The organism is Streptomyces griseochromogenes (genome assembly GCF_001542625.1).
Lineage (GTDB): Bacteria > Actinomycetota > Actinomycetes > Streptomycetales > Streptomycetaceae > Streptomyces > Streptomyces griseochromogenes.
The window spans coordinates 10043789-10059625 of sequence record NZ_CP016279.1 but is presented as its reverse complement, the minus strand read 5'-3'; the positions used below and the strand labels follow the sequence as shown (position 1 = coordinate 10059625).

At 70.7% G+C, this 15837-nt stretch carries 13 protein-coding genes and 1 tRNA gene; 9 read left to right on the top strand and 5 right to left on the bottom strand.

Annotated features, from left to right (window positions below):
* Window positions 1-300: 300 nt before the first annotated feature.
* Window positions 301-1884 (bottom strand): potassium/proton antiporter, encoded by a 1584-nt coding sequence (locus AVL59_RS43790; RefSeq protein ID WP_067315499.1) that lies wholly within the window; start codon window positions 1882-1884, stop codon window positions 301-303.
* Between the two features lie 190 nt (window positions 1885-2074).
* Between AVL59_RS43790 and AVL59_RS43785 the strand changes: the two genes are divergently transcribed.
* Entirely contained in the window at window positions 2075-4906 is a 2832-nt protein-coding gene (locus AVL59_RS43785) for a penicillin acylase family protein (protein WP_067315497.1), read from the top strand.
* 78 nt (window positions 4907-4984) lie between these two features.
* Here AVL59_RS43785 and AVL59_RS43780 read toward each other — a convergent pair whose 3' ends face one another.
* Window positions 4985-5620, bottom strand: coding sequence for a 5-formyltetrahydrofolate cyclo-ligase (locus tag AVL59_RS43780; protein WP_079147275.1), 636 nt, complete (start codon window positions 5618-5620; stop codon window positions 4985-4987).
* 79 nt (window positions 5621-5699) lie between these two features.
* On the opposite strand from AVL59_RS43780, the gene galU reads away from it, so the two are divergent.
* From galU to AVL59_RS43745, 7 genes are all read left to right on the top strand, one after another.
* Window positions 5700-6602, top strand: coding sequence for a UTP--glucose-1-phosphate uridylyltransferase GalU (galU, locus tag AVL59_RS43775; RefSeq protein WP_067315494.1), 903 nt, complete (start codon window positions 5700-5702; stop codon window positions 6600-6602).
* Window positions 6603-6607: 5 nt separating this feature from the next.
* Window positions 6608-7930 carry a molybdotransferase-like divisome protein Glp gene (gene glp, locus AVL59_RS43770; RefSeq protein ID WP_067315492.1) on the top strand — a complete coding sequence of 441 codons (1323 nt, stop codon included), beginning with the start codon at window positions 6608-6610 and terminating at the stop codon, window positions 7928-7930.
* Window positions 7931-8067: 137 nt separating this feature from the next.
* Window positions 8068-8580, top strand: a complete 513-nt coding sequence (gene moaC / locus AVL59_RS43765; protein WP_067315489.1) for a cyclic pyranopterin monophosphate synthase MoaC — start codon at window positions 8068-8070, stop codon at window positions 8578-8580.
* On the top strand, window positions 8577-9077 hold the full coding sequence (locus AVL59_RS43760) for a MogA/MoaB family molybdenum cofactor biosynthesis protein (RefSeq protein ID WP_067315486.1): 501 nt from the start codon (window positions 8577-8579) through the stop codon (window positions 9075-9077). The genes moaC and AVL59_RS43760 overlap by 4 nt, the downstream gene beginning before the upstream one ends.
* Window positions 9078-9097: 20 nt before the next feature.
* Window positions 9098-9793 carry a GNAT family N-acetyltransferase gene (locus tag AVL59_RS43755; protein WP_208870548.1) on the top strand — a complete coding sequence of 232 codons (696 nt, stop codon included), beginning with the start codon at window positions 9098-9100 and terminating at the stop codon, window positions 9791-9793.
* Window positions 9794-9978: 185 nt separating this feature from the next.
* Window positions 9979-11292, top strand: a complete 1314-nt coding sequence (gene sepX, locus AVL59_RS43750) for a divisome protein SepX/GlpR (RefSeq protein WP_208870547.1) — start codon at window positions 9979-9981, stop codon at window positions 11290-11292.
* A 93-nt stretch (window positions 11293-11385) separates the two neighbouring features.
* A tRNA-Ala gene (locus AVL59_RS43745) sits at window positions 11386-11459 on the top strand.
* Window positions 11460-11696: 237 nt separating this feature from the next.
* Here AVL59_RS43745 and AVL59_RS43740 read toward each other — a convergent pair.
* A complete protein-coding gene (locus AVL59_RS43740; protein ID WP_067317649.1) occupies window positions 11697-13400 on the bottom strand; it encodes a hypothetical protein in 1704 nt (567 codons plus the stop codon).
* A 98-nt stretch (window positions 13401-13498) separates the two neighbouring features.
* Window positions 13499-14326 (bottom strand): hypothetical protein, encoded by an 828-nt coding sequence (locus AVL59_RS51125; protein WP_237281627.1) that lies wholly within the window; start codon window positions 14324-14326, stop codon window positions 13499-13501.
* Window positions 14327-14500: 174 nt separating this feature from the next.
* On the opposite strand from AVL59_RS51125, the gene AVL59_RS43730 reads away from it, so the two are divergent.
* Window positions 14501-14863 (top strand): helix-turn-helix domain-containing protein, encoded by a 363-nt coding sequence (locus AVL59_RS43730; RefSeq protein WP_067307611.1) that lies wholly within the window; start codon window positions 14501-14503, stop codon window positions 14861-14863.
* A 162-nt stretch (window positions 14864-15025) separates the two neighbouring features.
* Here AVL59_RS43730 and AVL59_RS43725 read toward each other — a convergent pair whose 3' ends face one another.
* Window positions 15026-15652, bottom strand: coding sequence for a hypothetical protein (locus AVL59_RS43725; RefSeq protein WP_159400027.1), 627 nt, complete (start codon window positions 15650-15652; stop codon window positions 15026-15028).
* Window positions 15653-15837 lie beyond the last annotated feature (185 nt).

Genomic DNA, 15837 nt, shown 5'->3' with positions numbered 1-15837 from the left:
CGCCCGTGCGGGGGCGCCGAGAGCTGTCCTCTTGCGCTGAACTGCGGTAGATACCGGTGCCACTGCGGAGGGCGATCCGGCCGCCATACGGTCACGCCAGCTCTGCGTCAGACAGAGTTGGTTCGATCAGGGTGCCTTGATACTACAGGGGGCACAGCCTTGTGAGCCTGTGAAAATGAGCACCATGACGCCTGTTCACCTGGGATTGGCGAAGGTGTGAATGATGCGAAACACACCCTTAACGCGCGCTCGCGCAATGCGCACCCGCATCGGACGCCTCCCGGGCCGAGCGCTGCGCACTCAGTGCCCCGCGCCCGCCCCGTCCGTGCCGAGCCAGCCGGCCAGCTTGCCGCCGTGGGCGACCGCGCGCAGACGCCGTTCCGCCGCGTCGCGCACGGGGTCGGTGGCGACGACGAGAAGTTCGTCTCCGCGCCGCAGCACCGTCGTGGGCGACGGAACAAACGATTTTCCGTCCCGGACGACGAGGGTGACGGCCGCACCGGGCGGCAGCCGCAGCTCGCCCACCTCGACGCCGTGCATCCGGGAGCCCTCGGGGATCGCGATGGACAGCAGATGGCCGCGCAGCCGCTCCAGGGGCGCCGACTCGATGCCGAGGTCGGACGCCTCGCCCTGCTCGCCGAGGCGCAGCGTGCGCGCCAGCCAGGGCAGGGTCGGCCCCTGGACGAGGGTGTAGACGACGACCAGCACGAAGACGATGTTGAAGATGCGGTGGGTGGTGTCCACCCCGTTCACCATCGGGATGGTCGCCAGGATGATGGGCACCGCGCCGCGCAGCCCGGCCCAGGACATCAGGGTCTGGTCCTGCCACGGCACCCGGAACGGCGCCAGGCTCAGCATCACGCTCACCGGACGCGCCACCATGGTCAGCACGAGCCCGATGACGAGGGCGGGCCAGATGTCGTCGCCCAGCTCGTGTGGCGTGACCAGCAGGCCGAGCAGGACGAACATGCCGATCTGGGCGATCCAGCCGAGCCCCTCGGCGAAGCCGCGGGTGGCGGGCCAGTGCGGCAGCTTGGCGTTGCCGAGCACCATCGATGCGAGGTAGACCGCGAGGAAGCCGCTGCCGTGGGCCAGCGCGCCGCCCGCGTACGCGGTGACCGCGATCGCCATCACGGCGATCGGGTAGAGGCCGGAGGCGGGCAGCGCCACGTGCCTGAGCCCGAAGGAGCCCAGCCAGCCCACGGCGAGACCGGTGGCCGCACCGATGGCCAGTTCCAGGGCTATCTGGCCCAGCAGCACGTACCAGTGCTCGAGGGGGCCCGCCTGGGAGAAGGCCACGACCAGGATGACCACCGGGGCGTCGTTGAAACCGGACTCCGCCTCCAGCGTGCCCGTCACGCGCGCGGGGAGGGGGACTTTGCGCAGGACCGAGAAGACCGCCGCCGCGTCCGTCGAGGAGACCACCGCGCCGATGATGAGCGCCTGCCGCCAGTCCAGTCCGATCAGGTAGTGCGCGCCCGACGCCGTGACCCCGACACTGATCGCGACCCCGGCCAGCGCCAGCGCGGAGGCGGCCGGCAGGGCGGGTTCGATCTCCTTCCACTTCGTGGTCAGACCGCCCTCGGCCAGGATCACGACCAGGGCCGCGTATCCGATGACCTGGGTCAGCTCGGCATTGGCGAAGTGGATGTCCCCGATGCCGTCCTGGCCCATGAGGACGCCGATCCCCAGGTAGACGAGCAGGCTGGGGAGCCCGCTGCGCGAGGAGATCCGCACGGCCGCGACGGCGACGAGCAGGACCAGGGAGCAGACGAGCAGAAGCTGGTCGAGGTGGTGGACAGTCAGCGGCGGTTCCCTTCCTTGGTCCGCGCGCGGCACGCGCGGACTCACGTACACAAGACCCGAGGCTGCGGCGCACCGCATCCAAGTACTTCGTTACCTTACCTAATTCTTGACGCTTTCTTGACGCTCGACGAGGCAAGATCGAACGCCCGTGCGCGCCAGTTCCCGACTCCGCGTCAAGGGGCCGGGGGCCCTGCGCCTATGGTTGCTCCAGCGCTCATTCAAAGTCACAGCCCGACCTGCCGCTCGCGTTAGGACAGCAAGGACAGCGATGCCCCCGAACACCACCGCCACAACGGGTGACAAGCCCGGCAAGTCCGGCAGGAAGAAGGGCCGCAAAGCCCGGCTGATCGTGCTGGTGCTGGTCCTGGCCCTCATCGGGGGCGTTGCCTACGGGGCGTACTGGTCGATCAGCACCGTCCGCGCCTCCTTCCCGCAGACCACGGGTTCGATCACGCTCGAAGGGCTGTCGGGGCCCGTCGACGTGAAGCGGGACGGCTACGGCATCCCGCAGATCTACGCCTCCTCCGACGAGGACCTGTTCATGGCGCAGGGCTTCGTCCAGGCGCAGGACCGGTTCTACGAGATGGACGTGCGCCGGCACATGACCTCCGGGCGCCTGTCGGAGATGTTCGGCAAGGGCCAGGTCGAGAACGACGAGTTCCTGCGCACCCTCGGCTGGGACAAGATCGCCGAGCGGGAGTACGACACCAAGCTCTCGGCCTCCACGAAGAAGTACCTCCAGGCGTACGCCAAGGGAGTCAACGCCTACCTCCAGGGCAAGGACGGCAAGGAGATCTCCCTGGAGTACGCGGCCCTGGGCTTCACCAACGACTACAAGCCCGAGAAGTGGACCCCGGTCGACTCGGTGTCGTGGCTCAAGGCGATGGCCTGGGACCTGCGCGGCAACATGCAGGACGAGATCGACCGCGCGCTGATGACCAGCCGCCTCGGCCCGCAGCAGATCCAGGACCTGTACCCGGAGTACCCCTACGGCCGCAACAAGCCGATCGTGCAGAACGGCCAGTACGACGCCGTGGCCAAGGCCTTCAAGCAGGGTGGCGCCACGGGTGCCTCTCAGGGCACGACGGGCACGGGCGGTACGACGGGCGCGGGCGGTACCACTGGCGCGGGCGGTACGAGGGGCGCGAGCGGTACGGCGGGCACGACCGGCTCCTCCGCCTCGTCCTCGGGCGGTTCGGCCCTCACGAGCCAGCTGGCGGGTCTCTACAAGGTCCTGGACGACGTGCCCACCGCCGTCGGCGTGAACGGCCAGGGCATCGGCTCCAACTCCTGGGTCGTCGCCGGGAAGTACACCATCAACGGCAAGCCGCTGCTCGCCAACGACCCGCACCTGTCCGCGTCGCTGCCGTCCGTCTGGTACCAGATGGGCCTGCACTGCCGCTCCGTCTCCAGCAAGTGCCAGTACGACGTCACCGGCTACACGTTCGCCGGCATGCCCGGCGTGGTCATCGGCCACAACGGGAACATCGCCTGGGGAATGACCAACTCCGGAGCCGACGTCACCGACCTGTACCTGGAGAAGCTCAGCGGCAACGGCTACCTGTACGACGGCAAGGTCCGGCCCTTCAAGACCCGCGAGGAGACCATCAAGGTCGCCGGCGGCAAGTCCAAGCCGATCGTCGTCCGCCAGACCGCCGACGGGATGCCGCTGCTGTCCGACCGCGACGACGAACTCGTCCAGGTCGGCAAGAAGGCCGCCGTGAACACCGCGGCGCCCGACCGCGGTGACGGCTACGGCATCGCCCTGCGGTGGACGGCGCTGGACCCGGGCACCTCCATGGACGCCGTGTTCGCCATCGACAGGGCGGCGAACTGGAACGACTTCCGCTCCGCGGCGGCCCTGTTCGACGTGCCCTCGCAGAACCTGATCTACGCCGACACCGACAACAACATCGGCTACACCCTGCCGGGCAGGATCCCCACCCGCTCCTCGGCCACCGACGGCTCCATCCCGGTGCCGGGCTGGGACGCGAAGTACCGGTGGACCGGCTTCATCAAGCAGAACGAGCTGCCCTACGAGTACAACCCCGACCGGGGCTACATCGTCACCGCCAACCAGGCCGTGGTCGACAAGGCCAAGTACCCGTACACGCTCACCACCGACTGGGGCTACGGCACCCGCAGCCAGCGCATCGCCGACCTGATCGAGTCCAAGACCAAGGACGGCGGCAAGATCTCCCCGGACGACATGCGCCAGATGCAGCTGGACAACAGCAGCGAGATCGCCAAGCTCCTGGTGCCCAAGCTGCTGAAGATCAACCTCAAGGACAAGAACGTCCGCGACGCCCAGAAGCTCCTGGAGGGCTGGGACTACACCCAGGAGGCCGACTCGGCCGCGGCCGCCTACTTCAACGCCGTGTGGCGCAACATCCTCAAGCTCGCCTTCGGCAACAAGCTCCCCAAGGAGCTGCGCGTCAACGGCCAGTGCGTGTGGGTCGACAAGATCGACAACACCGGTCCGGTGGACGACGACGCCAAGGTGCGCGAGTGCGGCAAGCGCGACGCCGACCAGGCGCAGCCGGACGGCGGCGACCGCTGGTTCGAGGTCGTGCGCACGCTCATGGACAAGCCGGACAACGACTGGTGGAAGACGCCGAAGTCGGGCACCCGCCCCGAGGCGAACAACCGGGACCAGCTCTTCGCCCGCGCCATGATCGACGCCCGCTGGGAGCTGACCGCCAAGCTCGGCAAGGACATCGACACCTGGAGCTGGGGCCGGCTGCACCGCCTGTTCCTGAAGAACCAGACCCTCGGCACCGAGGGCCCCGAGTTCCTCCAGTACATCCTCAACCGCGGGCCCTGGAAGCTCAGCGGCGGCGAGGCCACCGTGAACGCGACCGGCTGGAACGCGGCCGGCGGCTACAACGTCGTCTGGGTGCCGTCCATGCGGATGGTGGTCAACCTCAAGGACCTCGACAAGTCCAAGTGGATCAACCTGTCCGGAGCCTCCGGGCACGCCTACAGCGCCCACTACACCGACCAGACGGGCAAGTGGGCCAAGGGCGAACTGCTGCCCTGGTCGTTCTCGGGCAAGGCGGTCGACGCGAGTACGAGCGACACGCTCGTCCTCAAGCCGTGACACGCCCCTGAAAGGGCCCTCCGCGCGCGCGGAGGGCCCTTTCACATGGGGACCGGGAGCCTGGGCTCCCGGTCCGGCTCAGGCGCTCGTGAAGCGGCGCACGCCCGACGGTGTCACCACCGCGTGCACGGGACGGTCGTGCGCCTCCGCCGGGACCTGTGCGACGACTTCCGCGTCGTAGAGGAGCACCACGAGCGCGGGGTGCGCGCCCGCGCGCTCCAGACGCGCGAGCACGCGGTCGTACGACCCCCCGCCGCGCCCCAGGCGCATTCCCCGCGTGTCCACCGCCAGCCCGGGCAGCAGGACGACATCCGCGTCGGTCACGGCGTCCGGGCCGAGGCGTGCGCCGGAGGGCTCGAACAGGGCCATTTTTCCGCCATGTTGGACTCGTGCGAGGGAGTCCGGGCCGGCGTACTCGCCCCAGTCGAGGTCGTTGTCGGGCAGGAGCGCGGGGAGCAGGACGCGCACGCCCCGCGCGCGCAGTGCGTCCAGCAGCGCAAGCGTGCCGGGCTCGCTCCCGACGGAGACGTACGCCGCCACCGCGTCCGCACGGGCCAGTTCGGGCAGCTCGAGGGCGCGCTCGGCCAGCGCGTCGCCCGCCTCCCGTACGACACCCTCCGGCAACCTGCTCCTCACCGTGAGGAACTCCCGCCGCAACTTTCGCTTGTCACGCTCGTCCGCGCGTCCGTCGTGTTCCACAGGTCGTTCTCGCATCCTGCTCAATGTGCTCATATGAGGGCCAAGTAATCGGAGCCACAGAATCCCCATGAAGGCACCGGATAAGGTTGCGGGCATGACTCAGTCGCACCCCAGGATCAGCAAGGCTGTCATTCCCGCAGCAGGCCTCGGTACCCGGTTCCTGCCGGCCACCAAGGCCACTCCCAAGGAGATGCTGCCGGTCGTGGACAAGCCCGCGATCCAGTACGTGGTCGAGGAGGCCGTGTCGGCGGGTCTCGACGACGTTCTCATGATCACCGGACGCAACAAGCGTCCCCTGGAGGATCACTTCGACCGCAACTACGAGCTCGAATCGGCCCTGCAGAAGAAGGGCGATGCCGGCCGGCTCGCGAAGGTGCAGGAGTCCAGTGACCTGGCCACCATGCACTATGTGCGCCAGGGCGACCCCAGGGGCCTCGGCCACGCCGTGCTGTGCGCCGCCCCGCACGTCGGCCACGAGCCCTTCGCCGTCCTTCTCGGCGACGACCTGATCGACCCCCGCGACCCGCTGCTCCAGCGCATGATCGAGGTCCAGGAGCGGCACGGCGGCAGCGTGATCGCGCTCATGGAGGTCGCGCCCGAGCAGGTCCACCTCTACGGCTGCGCGGCGGTGGAGGCCACCGCCGACGGCGACGTGGTCAAGGTGACCGGTCTGGTCGAGAAGCCGGACCCGGCGGACGCCCCGTCGAACTACGCGGTCATCGGCCGGTACGTCCTCGACCCGCACATCTTCGACATACTGCGCAAGACCGAGCCGGGCCGGGGCGGCGAGATCCAGCTCACCGACGCCCTCCAGCAGCTCGCCCAGGACGAGAAGGTCGGCGGCCCCGTGCACGGCGTCGTCTTCAAGGGCCGCCGCTATGACACCGGCGACCGCGGTGACTATCTGCGTGCCATTGTCAGACTCGCGTGCGAACGTGAAGACCTGGGCCCGGACTTCCGGACCTGGCTTCGCAGTTACGTAGCCGAGGAGATGTAGCAACGTTGAGCAGCGCCGCGACCCGCCCCGCCGGCCCGGACCGCCTGTGGTCGGTGGACGAGCACCTGGAGGACATCCTCACCACCGTCCGTCCCCTCGAACCCATCGAGCTGCAGCTGCTCGACGCCCAGGGCTGCGTCCTGGTCGACGACGTCACGGTGCCGATCTCCCTGCCGCCGTTCGACAACAGCTCCATGGACGGGTACGCGGTGCGGGTCACGGACGTCGCGGGTGCCAGCGAGGAGTTCCCGGCCGTCCTGGAGGTCGTCGGGGACGTGGCGGCGGGCTCGGCCGACCCGGTCCGGGTCGGACCCGGCCAGGCGGCCCGCATCATGACCGGCGCGCCGCTGCCGCCGGGTGCCGAGGCCGTCGTCCCCGTCGAGTGGACCGACGGCGGACTCGGCGAGGGACCCGTGAGCGGGATGCGGGCGCGCGGCCTGGCCCCCGAGGGCGCGGAGGGGAACGTACGCGTGCACCGCCCCGCCGAGGCACGCGCACACGTGCGCGCCCAGGGCAGCGACGTGAAGGCCGGCGACCGTGCCCTGGAGGCGGGGACGATCCTCGGCCCCCCGCAGATCGCGCTGCTCGCCGCGATCGGCCGCGGGACGGTACGCGTGCGCCCGCGCCCGCGCGTGGTCGTCCTGTCCACGGGCAGCGAACTCGTCCAGCCCGGCGAGGAACTGGGCCACGGCCAGATCTACGACTCCAACAGCTTCGCGCTCACCGCCGCGGCGCGGGACGCGGGCGCCATCGCCTACCGGGTGGGCGCCGTCGCCGACGACGCCGACACCCTCCGCTCCACCGTCGAGGACCAGCTCGTCCGCGCCGACCTGATGGTGACCACCGGCGGCGTGAGCGTCGGGGCGTACGACGTCGTCAAGGAGGCGCTGTCGTACGCCGGCGACGAGGACGAGGCGGGCGGCGGCATCGACTTCCGCAAGCTCGCCATGCAGCCCGGCAAGCCCCAGGGCTTCGGCTCCATCGGCCCCGACCACACGCCCCTGCTGGCCCTGCCCGGCAACCCCGTGTCGTCGTACGTCTCCTTCGAGCTGTTCGTCCGCCCCGCCATCCGTACCCTGATGGGCCTGGAGGACGTCCACCGGCCCCGCGTCCGCGCCATCCTGAGGGCGGACGAGGCGCTCGGCTCGCCCAAGGGGCGCCGCCAGTTCCTGCGCGGGGTGTACGCCGACGGCGAGGTGACCCCCGTGGGCGGCTCCGGCTCCCATCTGATCGCGGCGCTCGCGCACGCCGACGCGCTGATCGTGCTTCCCGAGGACGTGGCATCCGCCGAGCCCGGCACGGAGGTCGAGGTCGTGCTCCTCGGCTGACGCACGCGCGCGTGCCCGCGCGCCGGGGCTCCAGGGGGTGCTGCCCCGGTGCGCGCGCCGACATGGCGGTACCGTGTCGCGCACAGCAGGCCCGTGCACCGCACCGCGACGGGCCCGGACCGGGAGCGCCACACAGCATGACTGAGCCTTTCCGGGGGCAGACCCCCGGACCCTCCGCGCAGGACCGACTGACGCACATCGACGAGGCGGGCGCCGCCCGCATGGTCGACGTGTCCGACAAGGACGTGACCGCGCGCACCGCTCGCGCCAGCGGCCGTGTCCTCGTCTCGCCGCGCGTGGTCGAGCTGCTGCGCGGTGAGGGGATGCCCAAGGGAGACGCCCTGGCCACCGCACGCATCGCGGGCATCATGGGCGCCAAGCGCACCCCGGACCTGATCCCGTTGTGTCACCCGTTGTCGGTGTCCGGTGTGAAACTGGATCTGTCGGTCGCGGACGACGCCGTGGAGATCCGGGCCACCGTGAAGACGACGGACCGCACGGGTGTCGAGATGGAGGCCCTCACCGCCGTGACGGTCGCCGCGCTCACCGTGATCGACATGGTCAAGGCGGTCGACAAGGGAGCGGTCATCACGGACGTACGGGTCGAGGAGAAGACGGGCGGCAAGTCGGGCGACTGGAGCCGGGCATGATCTACCGCGCTCTGGTGGTCACCGCCTCCAACAGGGCCGCCGCGGGCGTCTACGAGGACAAGGGCGGCCCCTTGATCTTCGACGGCCTGACGGGCTTCGGTTTCGAGGTCGACGGCCCCCGGGTCGTCCCCGACGGGGATCCCGTGGAGGCGGCCCTGCGCGCGGGCGTCGACGCCGGGTACGACGTCATCGTCACCACCGGCGGCACCGGCGTCTCGCCCACCGACCGCACGCCCGAGGCGACCCGCGCGGTGATCGATTACGAGGTGCCGGGCATCGCCGAGGCCGTCCGGGCGTTCGGAAGGGCGAAGGTCGCGACCGCCGCGCTCTCCCGGGGCCTGGCCGGGGTGGCGGGGCGGACCCTGATCGTCAATCTGCCGGGCTCCACGGGCGGCGTGAAGGACGGCCTCGCCGTGCTGGAGCCCCTGCTGGTCCACGCCGTCGACCAGATCCGCGGCGGGGACCACCCCAGACCGAGCAGCGGGGGTGCGAGCTGAACAGCCCTTCCTGGCCCGTCGTGCTGGTGGACGAAGACGTCGTCCTCCGGCCGATAAGGCTGCGCGACCAACGGGCCTGGCGTGAGGTGAACCGGCGTAACCGGGACTGGCTGCGTCCCTGGGAGGCGACCATTCCGCCGCCCACACCGAGCGGGCCGATCGCGCACCGGCCGACCTACCGCCAGATGGTCCGGCATCTGCGGTCCGAGGCCCACGCGGGCCGGATGCTGCCGTTCGTCATCGAGTACCAGGGGCGGCTCGTCGGCCAGTTGACGGTCGCCGGGATCACCTGGGGATCGATGTGCTCGGGGCACATCGGCTACTGGGTGGACGAGGCGGTGGCCGGGCACGGGGTGATGCCGACGGCCGTCGCGCTCGTGGTGGACCACTGTTTCCGCACCGTCGGGCTGCACCGCATCGAGGTCTGCATTCGCCCCGAGAACCGGCCCAGCCGCCGGGTCGTGGAGAAACTCGGATTCCGCGAGGAGGGGCTGCGCCCGCGTTATCTGCACATCGACGGGGCCTGGCGCGACCACCTCGTCTTCGCGCTCACGGCGGAAGAAGTGCCCGACGGGTTGCTCGGACGCTGGCAGCGGGCACGCTCCCAGAGGGCGGCGCGCACTGCGCGCGGGTCCGACGCCGAGGACCCGTCCGGTGCGCCGCGGGCGCCGGATGCGCCGCGGAGGCCGCAGAACCTTCCGCGGAATCCCGCCTAGCCTCGGAAATTGAATATGTGTTCGAAATTGATCGGCCGACGACCGTCTCGGGGCATTCAATTCGCGACTTCGACGGTGTGCTGATCGCATCGGTCGCAAAAAAAGCTGGAAATATCAGCCAGATCGTGCGACACACCGGCCCAATTGGCGGATGGCCTCACGCAAACCCCTCTACCGTGTGAGACGTGAGCAGCAGCGGCCTCATCTACGCAGTCATTGTCGGGGCCTGGGCCGCCTACTTGGTGCCGATGTGGCTCCGTAGGCAGGACGAGCTGAACGAGGCCCGTCCGACGGAACGCTTCAGCACCGCCATCCGGCTGCTGTCCGGACGGGCGGGGATGGAGCGCCGGTACGCCAGGGACCTGCGGGCGCGCTCCGCCCAGGAGGGGGAGCCGGACGCCAGTGATCCGGACGCCGCCACCGACTCGGTGGACGTCCGGGCCTTCGCCATGCCTCCGACGCGCCGTCAGGTGCGCGCGAAGGCGGAACCGGAGGTGCCCCGCCAGTCGGAGCCGGCCCGCGACCAGGCCGTCATTCCGGCGCCCAAGTCCCCCTCCGCGCCCGCGCGTCACTCCACCGGGGTGTCCGCGCGCACCGCGCCCGCGCAGGCATCCGCGTCCCTGCCCGCGCAGAAGCGCGGTCCGGCCGCTCGGCGGAACTCCTCGGCGCAGGCGGCCGCGGCGCGCGCCCAGCGCTCGAAGGTGCTCGCGCGCCGTCGGCGTACCACCGTGGTCCTCTTCCTCGCCTTCACGCTCGGCGCGGTCGTCGCCGCCGTCGGCGGCCTCGCCTTCCTGTGGGCGCCCGGCGTGCCCGCCGTCATGCTCAGCGCCTACATCGCCCATCTGCGCACCCAGGAGCGCCGCCGCTTCGCGTACCAGATGGACCGCCGGCAGGCCGAGGCCGCGGCCCAGCGGCTGCGTGAGCGCCAGCCGCGGCGCCGCGCGCCCATTGACGCGGACGCCGGAGCCGGCGAACCCGAGGAGGGGGCGGAGGCCGAGGCCGACGCAGGCCTCTCCGCGCTGGCCGCGGACCGCCGCGCCCTCGTCGAGCAGACCGACCATGCCGAGTGGGTCGACCAGCAGCGTGAGCGGCAGCGGCGGCCCGGGCGCGGAGACAGCTGGGACCCGGTCCCGGTGCCACTGCCCACCTATGTGACCGCGCCGGTCGCGCCTCGGGCCACCTCCGACGTGGACCTGGGGGCGCCCGACACATGGAGCTCGGCGCGTTCCAGCTCCGTCGCGCCGGAACACGAGGCGAGCCAGGCGGCGGAGGCCGAGCCGGGGGCGTCCGCGTCCGAGGGCAAGCCGGCGGACGACCGCGGCGACTCCCTTCCCCACGCTCGGACGCTCCCCCACTCTCGGCTTCGCTCGAGCGGGAGGGACCCCCAGCGCGAGGGGTCTCCCGGCGCGGCCTCGGCGCGCCGTGCCCGCGAGCGCGGACGCACGCCGCTCTTCGACCAGTACGAGGACGGCGACCGTCCGCGCGCGGCCAACGAGTGACGGCCGTCACCCCGCCGGAAGCCCGCCTCTGACCAGTCAGGGAACGGATTTCCAAGCACCCCGACGGGGATGCTAGAGTTTCACTCGTTGCAAGGGCCTGTGGCGCAGTCCGGTAGCGCACCTCGTTCGCATCGAGGGGGCCAGGGGTTCAAATCCCCTCAGGTCCACGCAGGGCCGTTCTTGAGTTAGCTCAGGTTCGGTTGACGAGATCCCGCTGATCATGATGATCGGCGGGATCTTTGTCGTTTCCGGTGCCTGTTCGAGGTTGTTCGGGGTGGTGGATGGCGGGAGAACGCAGGTGTGAGCGCGTTCACTCGCTGTCGTGCGGTTGTGTGAGCGTGACGGCCAGCCCCGGGGGTCCGGGGCTGGCCGTCACGAGTCTGTGCGGTTGTTTCGCGGGTGGGTCATCCGTTGGGCGGGGGTGGACGTCCTGTCGTTGCGGGCGGATTGGTGTCCGGCCCGGCCGGTGGGGGGATCGCTGTGTAGTCGCTGTGGGTGAGGTGGGTGCCGGTGTGCTGGTAGAGCCACGTTTCGAGGATGTCGAGGTTCGCGGCGGTGACCATGATGGCGACCAGGAGGGTCTGGGCGACCTGGCCTGGTGCTGGGCGGTGTTTCGGGTTCCCGATGTCGGTTTCTTCGCCCTTGAGGCGGCCGTGGATCCCTTCGTTGTGGCTGCGGATGGGCTTGTAGGACGCGGTCCAGGTGCTGGTCAGGTAGTGGTCGTCCTGCCGGAACTTCGCGACCAGCCGGTCACCGCGGGCGTCGGCGGGGACAGTGATGTCGGACTTGCCGCAGACAGCCGGCAGCTCCTTGGCGGATGGAGTGGTGCGCCATTCGCCGTCGGGGAGCTGGACGGTGGGCCGTGCGGCGGGGTGGGCTGCTCGTGCACGGCTGTCGGCGAGGTTGATGACGGCCGGCGGTGGTCCAGAACCGCGCGGATTGCGGGGGAAGAGCCGGTCACGGCGAGCGCAGTTCACCGATGGCGACGGACCGGCTGCCGGGCAGTGGAGCCGGACGGCGCCGCGGGCATCGGGGCCTTGTTTGGTCTTGAGGAAGTACGGCACCCGCTCCTCGATCGCCTCTCGCAGGTCCTCGGGCGGCAGACGTACTGTGGCATCGTCCGCGCCCTGGGTGGCGCGGGTCAGCGCGGGCGGCATGTGGGGGCAGGCCAGGGAGCCGTCGATGAGCAAGGCGCCCTGCCAGCTGCCTTGTTGTCCCCGGTTCTCGACCTTGTAGTCCAGGGCGAGGCGGTAGCCGAGGCGGCGTACGGGGATCTGGAACTTCTCGGGTGCGCATCCGGTGTAGGCGCGGTCGGCCGCGCAGGTCCCGGTCGGCAGGCCGAGTTCGGCGAGCTGCGTCAGCGCGGTGACGGCGTTGGCGCCGGTGCGGACCGTCGGGGTGTCCAGCACCAGGCCGACGCACATCTGCGGGTAGGCCAGCGGTTTGCCCGCGCTCTCTCCGGGACGCCGGCGGTGGGCGGCGACGACGAAGCTGGCGCTGTAGCCGAAGGTGGGCTCATCGGAGCCGCCGCTGTAGTGCCAGCCCGCGGTGATCTCCACCGAGGCGGTTGCGGTGCGTTCGCTGTCGGGGTGGGCCAGGACCGGGATCGGAGTGGCATCCACGCCCACGTCTCCGCGCCAGCCGCGCAGGTAGCCGCGGGCCTGGGCGAGGCGGACGGGGGTGAGGACCAGCTGGTTGGCCAGCTGCTGGAGCCGCTCGGCGGCCTGTCGTCCGGACGGGACGTCCCAGGCATCCGCGTAAGCGTCGGCGACAGGCTGGGGAAGGCGGGAACGCCGGTTGCAGCGGGCTGGGTCCAGCACGGTGGTGATGCGGTTGAAGCCCCGGTAGAGGCGGCGGCTGGCCGCGATGGACTCCCGCGCGGTGGCTGGCGGTTCCTGCGGGATGCCCAGCCAGGTGCGGGCCCGGGGCTCCAGGCGGAAGTGCAGGATCCGCCACGCTTCGGCGATGGTGGCCCGGCCGGTGAGGTAGGAGGACAGCAACAGCCCCGCCAGGACCGTGCGCGGCCGCACTCCCGCCGGTCCCGGCCGCCCGGCAAGGAGCTCCTCCAGCTGCTGCGGGACTCCGGAGCGGTCCAGCAGAGCCAGCATCTGGCCGACCTTGGAATCCTCGATCCGGGTCAGTTTCCCGGGACGGACACGGGGTCGCAGGGCCCTTGCTGCCTGCTCGTCCCGGGCGGGCCGCGGCATCACGGGCGTTGCCCGTGCAGCAGCCGGATGACCTCCTCCCTGGGCAGGGGCGGGACCCAGCGGTGGTAAGGAGCGAGCCCGGCCGGCGAGGTCATCCCGGCAGCCTCGGCGACCACGGACGGGCTGATGCCCTCGGCCAGCAGGCCGACGATCCACGTCGAGCGCAGGCGCCGGGCAGACAGCGGCGGCAGACCGGACGGGGGCCGGTGTCGCTGGGGCCAGGACGAGACGAGGTTCTTGGCCGCGGCCACCTTCCGGCCCGGCCGGAACAGGAAACCCGTACCCGCCTCCACGGCCAACTCGGCCAGCACACTGTCCCACCTTGTGTGACAGGCCACCAGACGCCCCAGCATGTTCTCGTCCAGCACCGCGACACCGCTGGAGGTGACCCGGACGTGATCCCCGCGGACGGGCACGACCTCTCCGGGGGCCAGGCCGCATCCGGCCCCCAACGCCATCAGCGCGAGCCCGTCCGCCCGGGCCCGACCCGGAAGATGTCCCGTCCAGGCTCGCAGTCGGGACAACTCCCCGTGTTCATAGGGTGGTTGCGGATCGCGGGGCGAGGACAGCCGTGCGGGTGGAGCCTCCCCGCGCTCGACCCACACCAGGGCCTCGCACACCCGGCGCAGCCAGGACCGATAGGTCTGCACCGTCGAGCCGTCCATGCCCGCGCAACCCGACAGCACGAACGCGTCGATCGTCTCCGTGCGCAGCCACACCCCCGGATCCCGCGGCAGGCCGCCGCTGTCGGTCCAGACGGCCAGCCGTCCGACCACATGCAGCAGATGCCCCGCCTCGTAGCAGGTGGCCGGGGCGGCAGCCGCCACGGTTGCTCGCACCTGGTCGGCAACCCGTGCCCATCGTGCTTGCGGGAGGCGCGGGCAGTACTCACGGATGCGGCGGGAGACCTCCGGGCTCAACGTCACAGACCAACGAAACTGGCTGGACAAGCAGCCAGTGAAGGGGTCGAAGCCGATCTTCACGGAAAGGAGTGCATCGACATGGTGGGAGGTTTGGCCCGAAAAAGGCCGCCGCGCGAGCTTGCCGACAATCCGGAATCCTGGCCCCACGCAGGGATCGACGACTCCGCCGCCGATGTCGTTCAGGGCATCGCCCGCGCCCTCGAAGCTGTGCTCAAGACCCAGCGGCGGAGCCTGCGGCAAGCCGCCGCCGGCTCGGGGGTCAACCGGCAGGCCATCGCCGACCTGATCGCCGGCCGCTGCTGGCCCGACGTCGCCACTGTCGCCCGCCTGGAGAACTTCCTTGCCGTGCCGCTGTACCCCTCCAGCGGGGGAATGCCGCATACGCATGGGAAAAGGCCCTTCCGTCCCCGGGCCTCACCGGCGCAGGGAACGACAAAATAGGCCACGCGCCCCCGAGGCGAGCACAGTTGCTCTAGCCTCGGGAACAGCGTGAGCCACTATCAGGGGTCCACGTCAAAGGTTCCGAAGAGGGTGCAAGCTCAACGGAGCCCGTCCCCTTCTCCCCGCAAATGGGAGGAGGGGACGCTCATGAGGGCGCAGTCGCTAGGCGGCCCCCTTCACGTGCCCGCTGCCGGCGGAAGCGATCGCGAAGACCCCGGGCTCGGGCTCGACAGCCCGGCCCTGTGAGACATGCCGCTTGCAGGTCTTGCGGGTCGTCTCGATCGCGGCCGCCCCCTGCTTTCCGGAAACCGGCCTTCCGATGGCTTCCGTGATCTCCTTCACCCGCAACGGCCGCCCCGCCGTGGCCAGCACCTGCAGCACCTGCTGACCCAGCTGCAGGTTCCGCGGCGTCGTGGCGCCCTGCTGTGGAGAATCTGCGGAACCCGTCGCGCCGTTCTCGTCTGACGCCGGTCCCTGTGCTTCGGCGTCTTCATCACCGGGCCGGTCGCCAGGGGCCTCAGGGCCGGCTTCCGCTCCAGCGGTGATCTCTTCCAAGGCGGCTGCCAGATGGTCATGAGAAGCGGAGGCGCTGGCCAAGTCGGCATCCACCTGGGCCAGTTCCTTCTCCAGATCCACCCGCTGCTGCCGCAGACGCGCGGCCTTGTCGGCATAGAAGTCCACAGCCGTGCGCAGCCCCTCGACCGCAACCGCCTCACCGGACACCATCAGCCCTCCCCGAACCGCCAGCACGTCGGCGCAACGCCAGACATCGTAGGGAACGCCAGCCATGCCAGACAGCCAAATGCACAACCCTGTCTGGCAGTTGAGGGCAAGCCGCCCTTGCGCGCGCAGTCCTGCCGACCTGACCTCCGCCCCCGGCATGCCAGCCTTGCCGACATGGTGGCCCCGATCCCCGGACTGATGCGGGACACCGCAACCACCATCCGCCTGTGGACCCTGAACTCCTTCTGTTC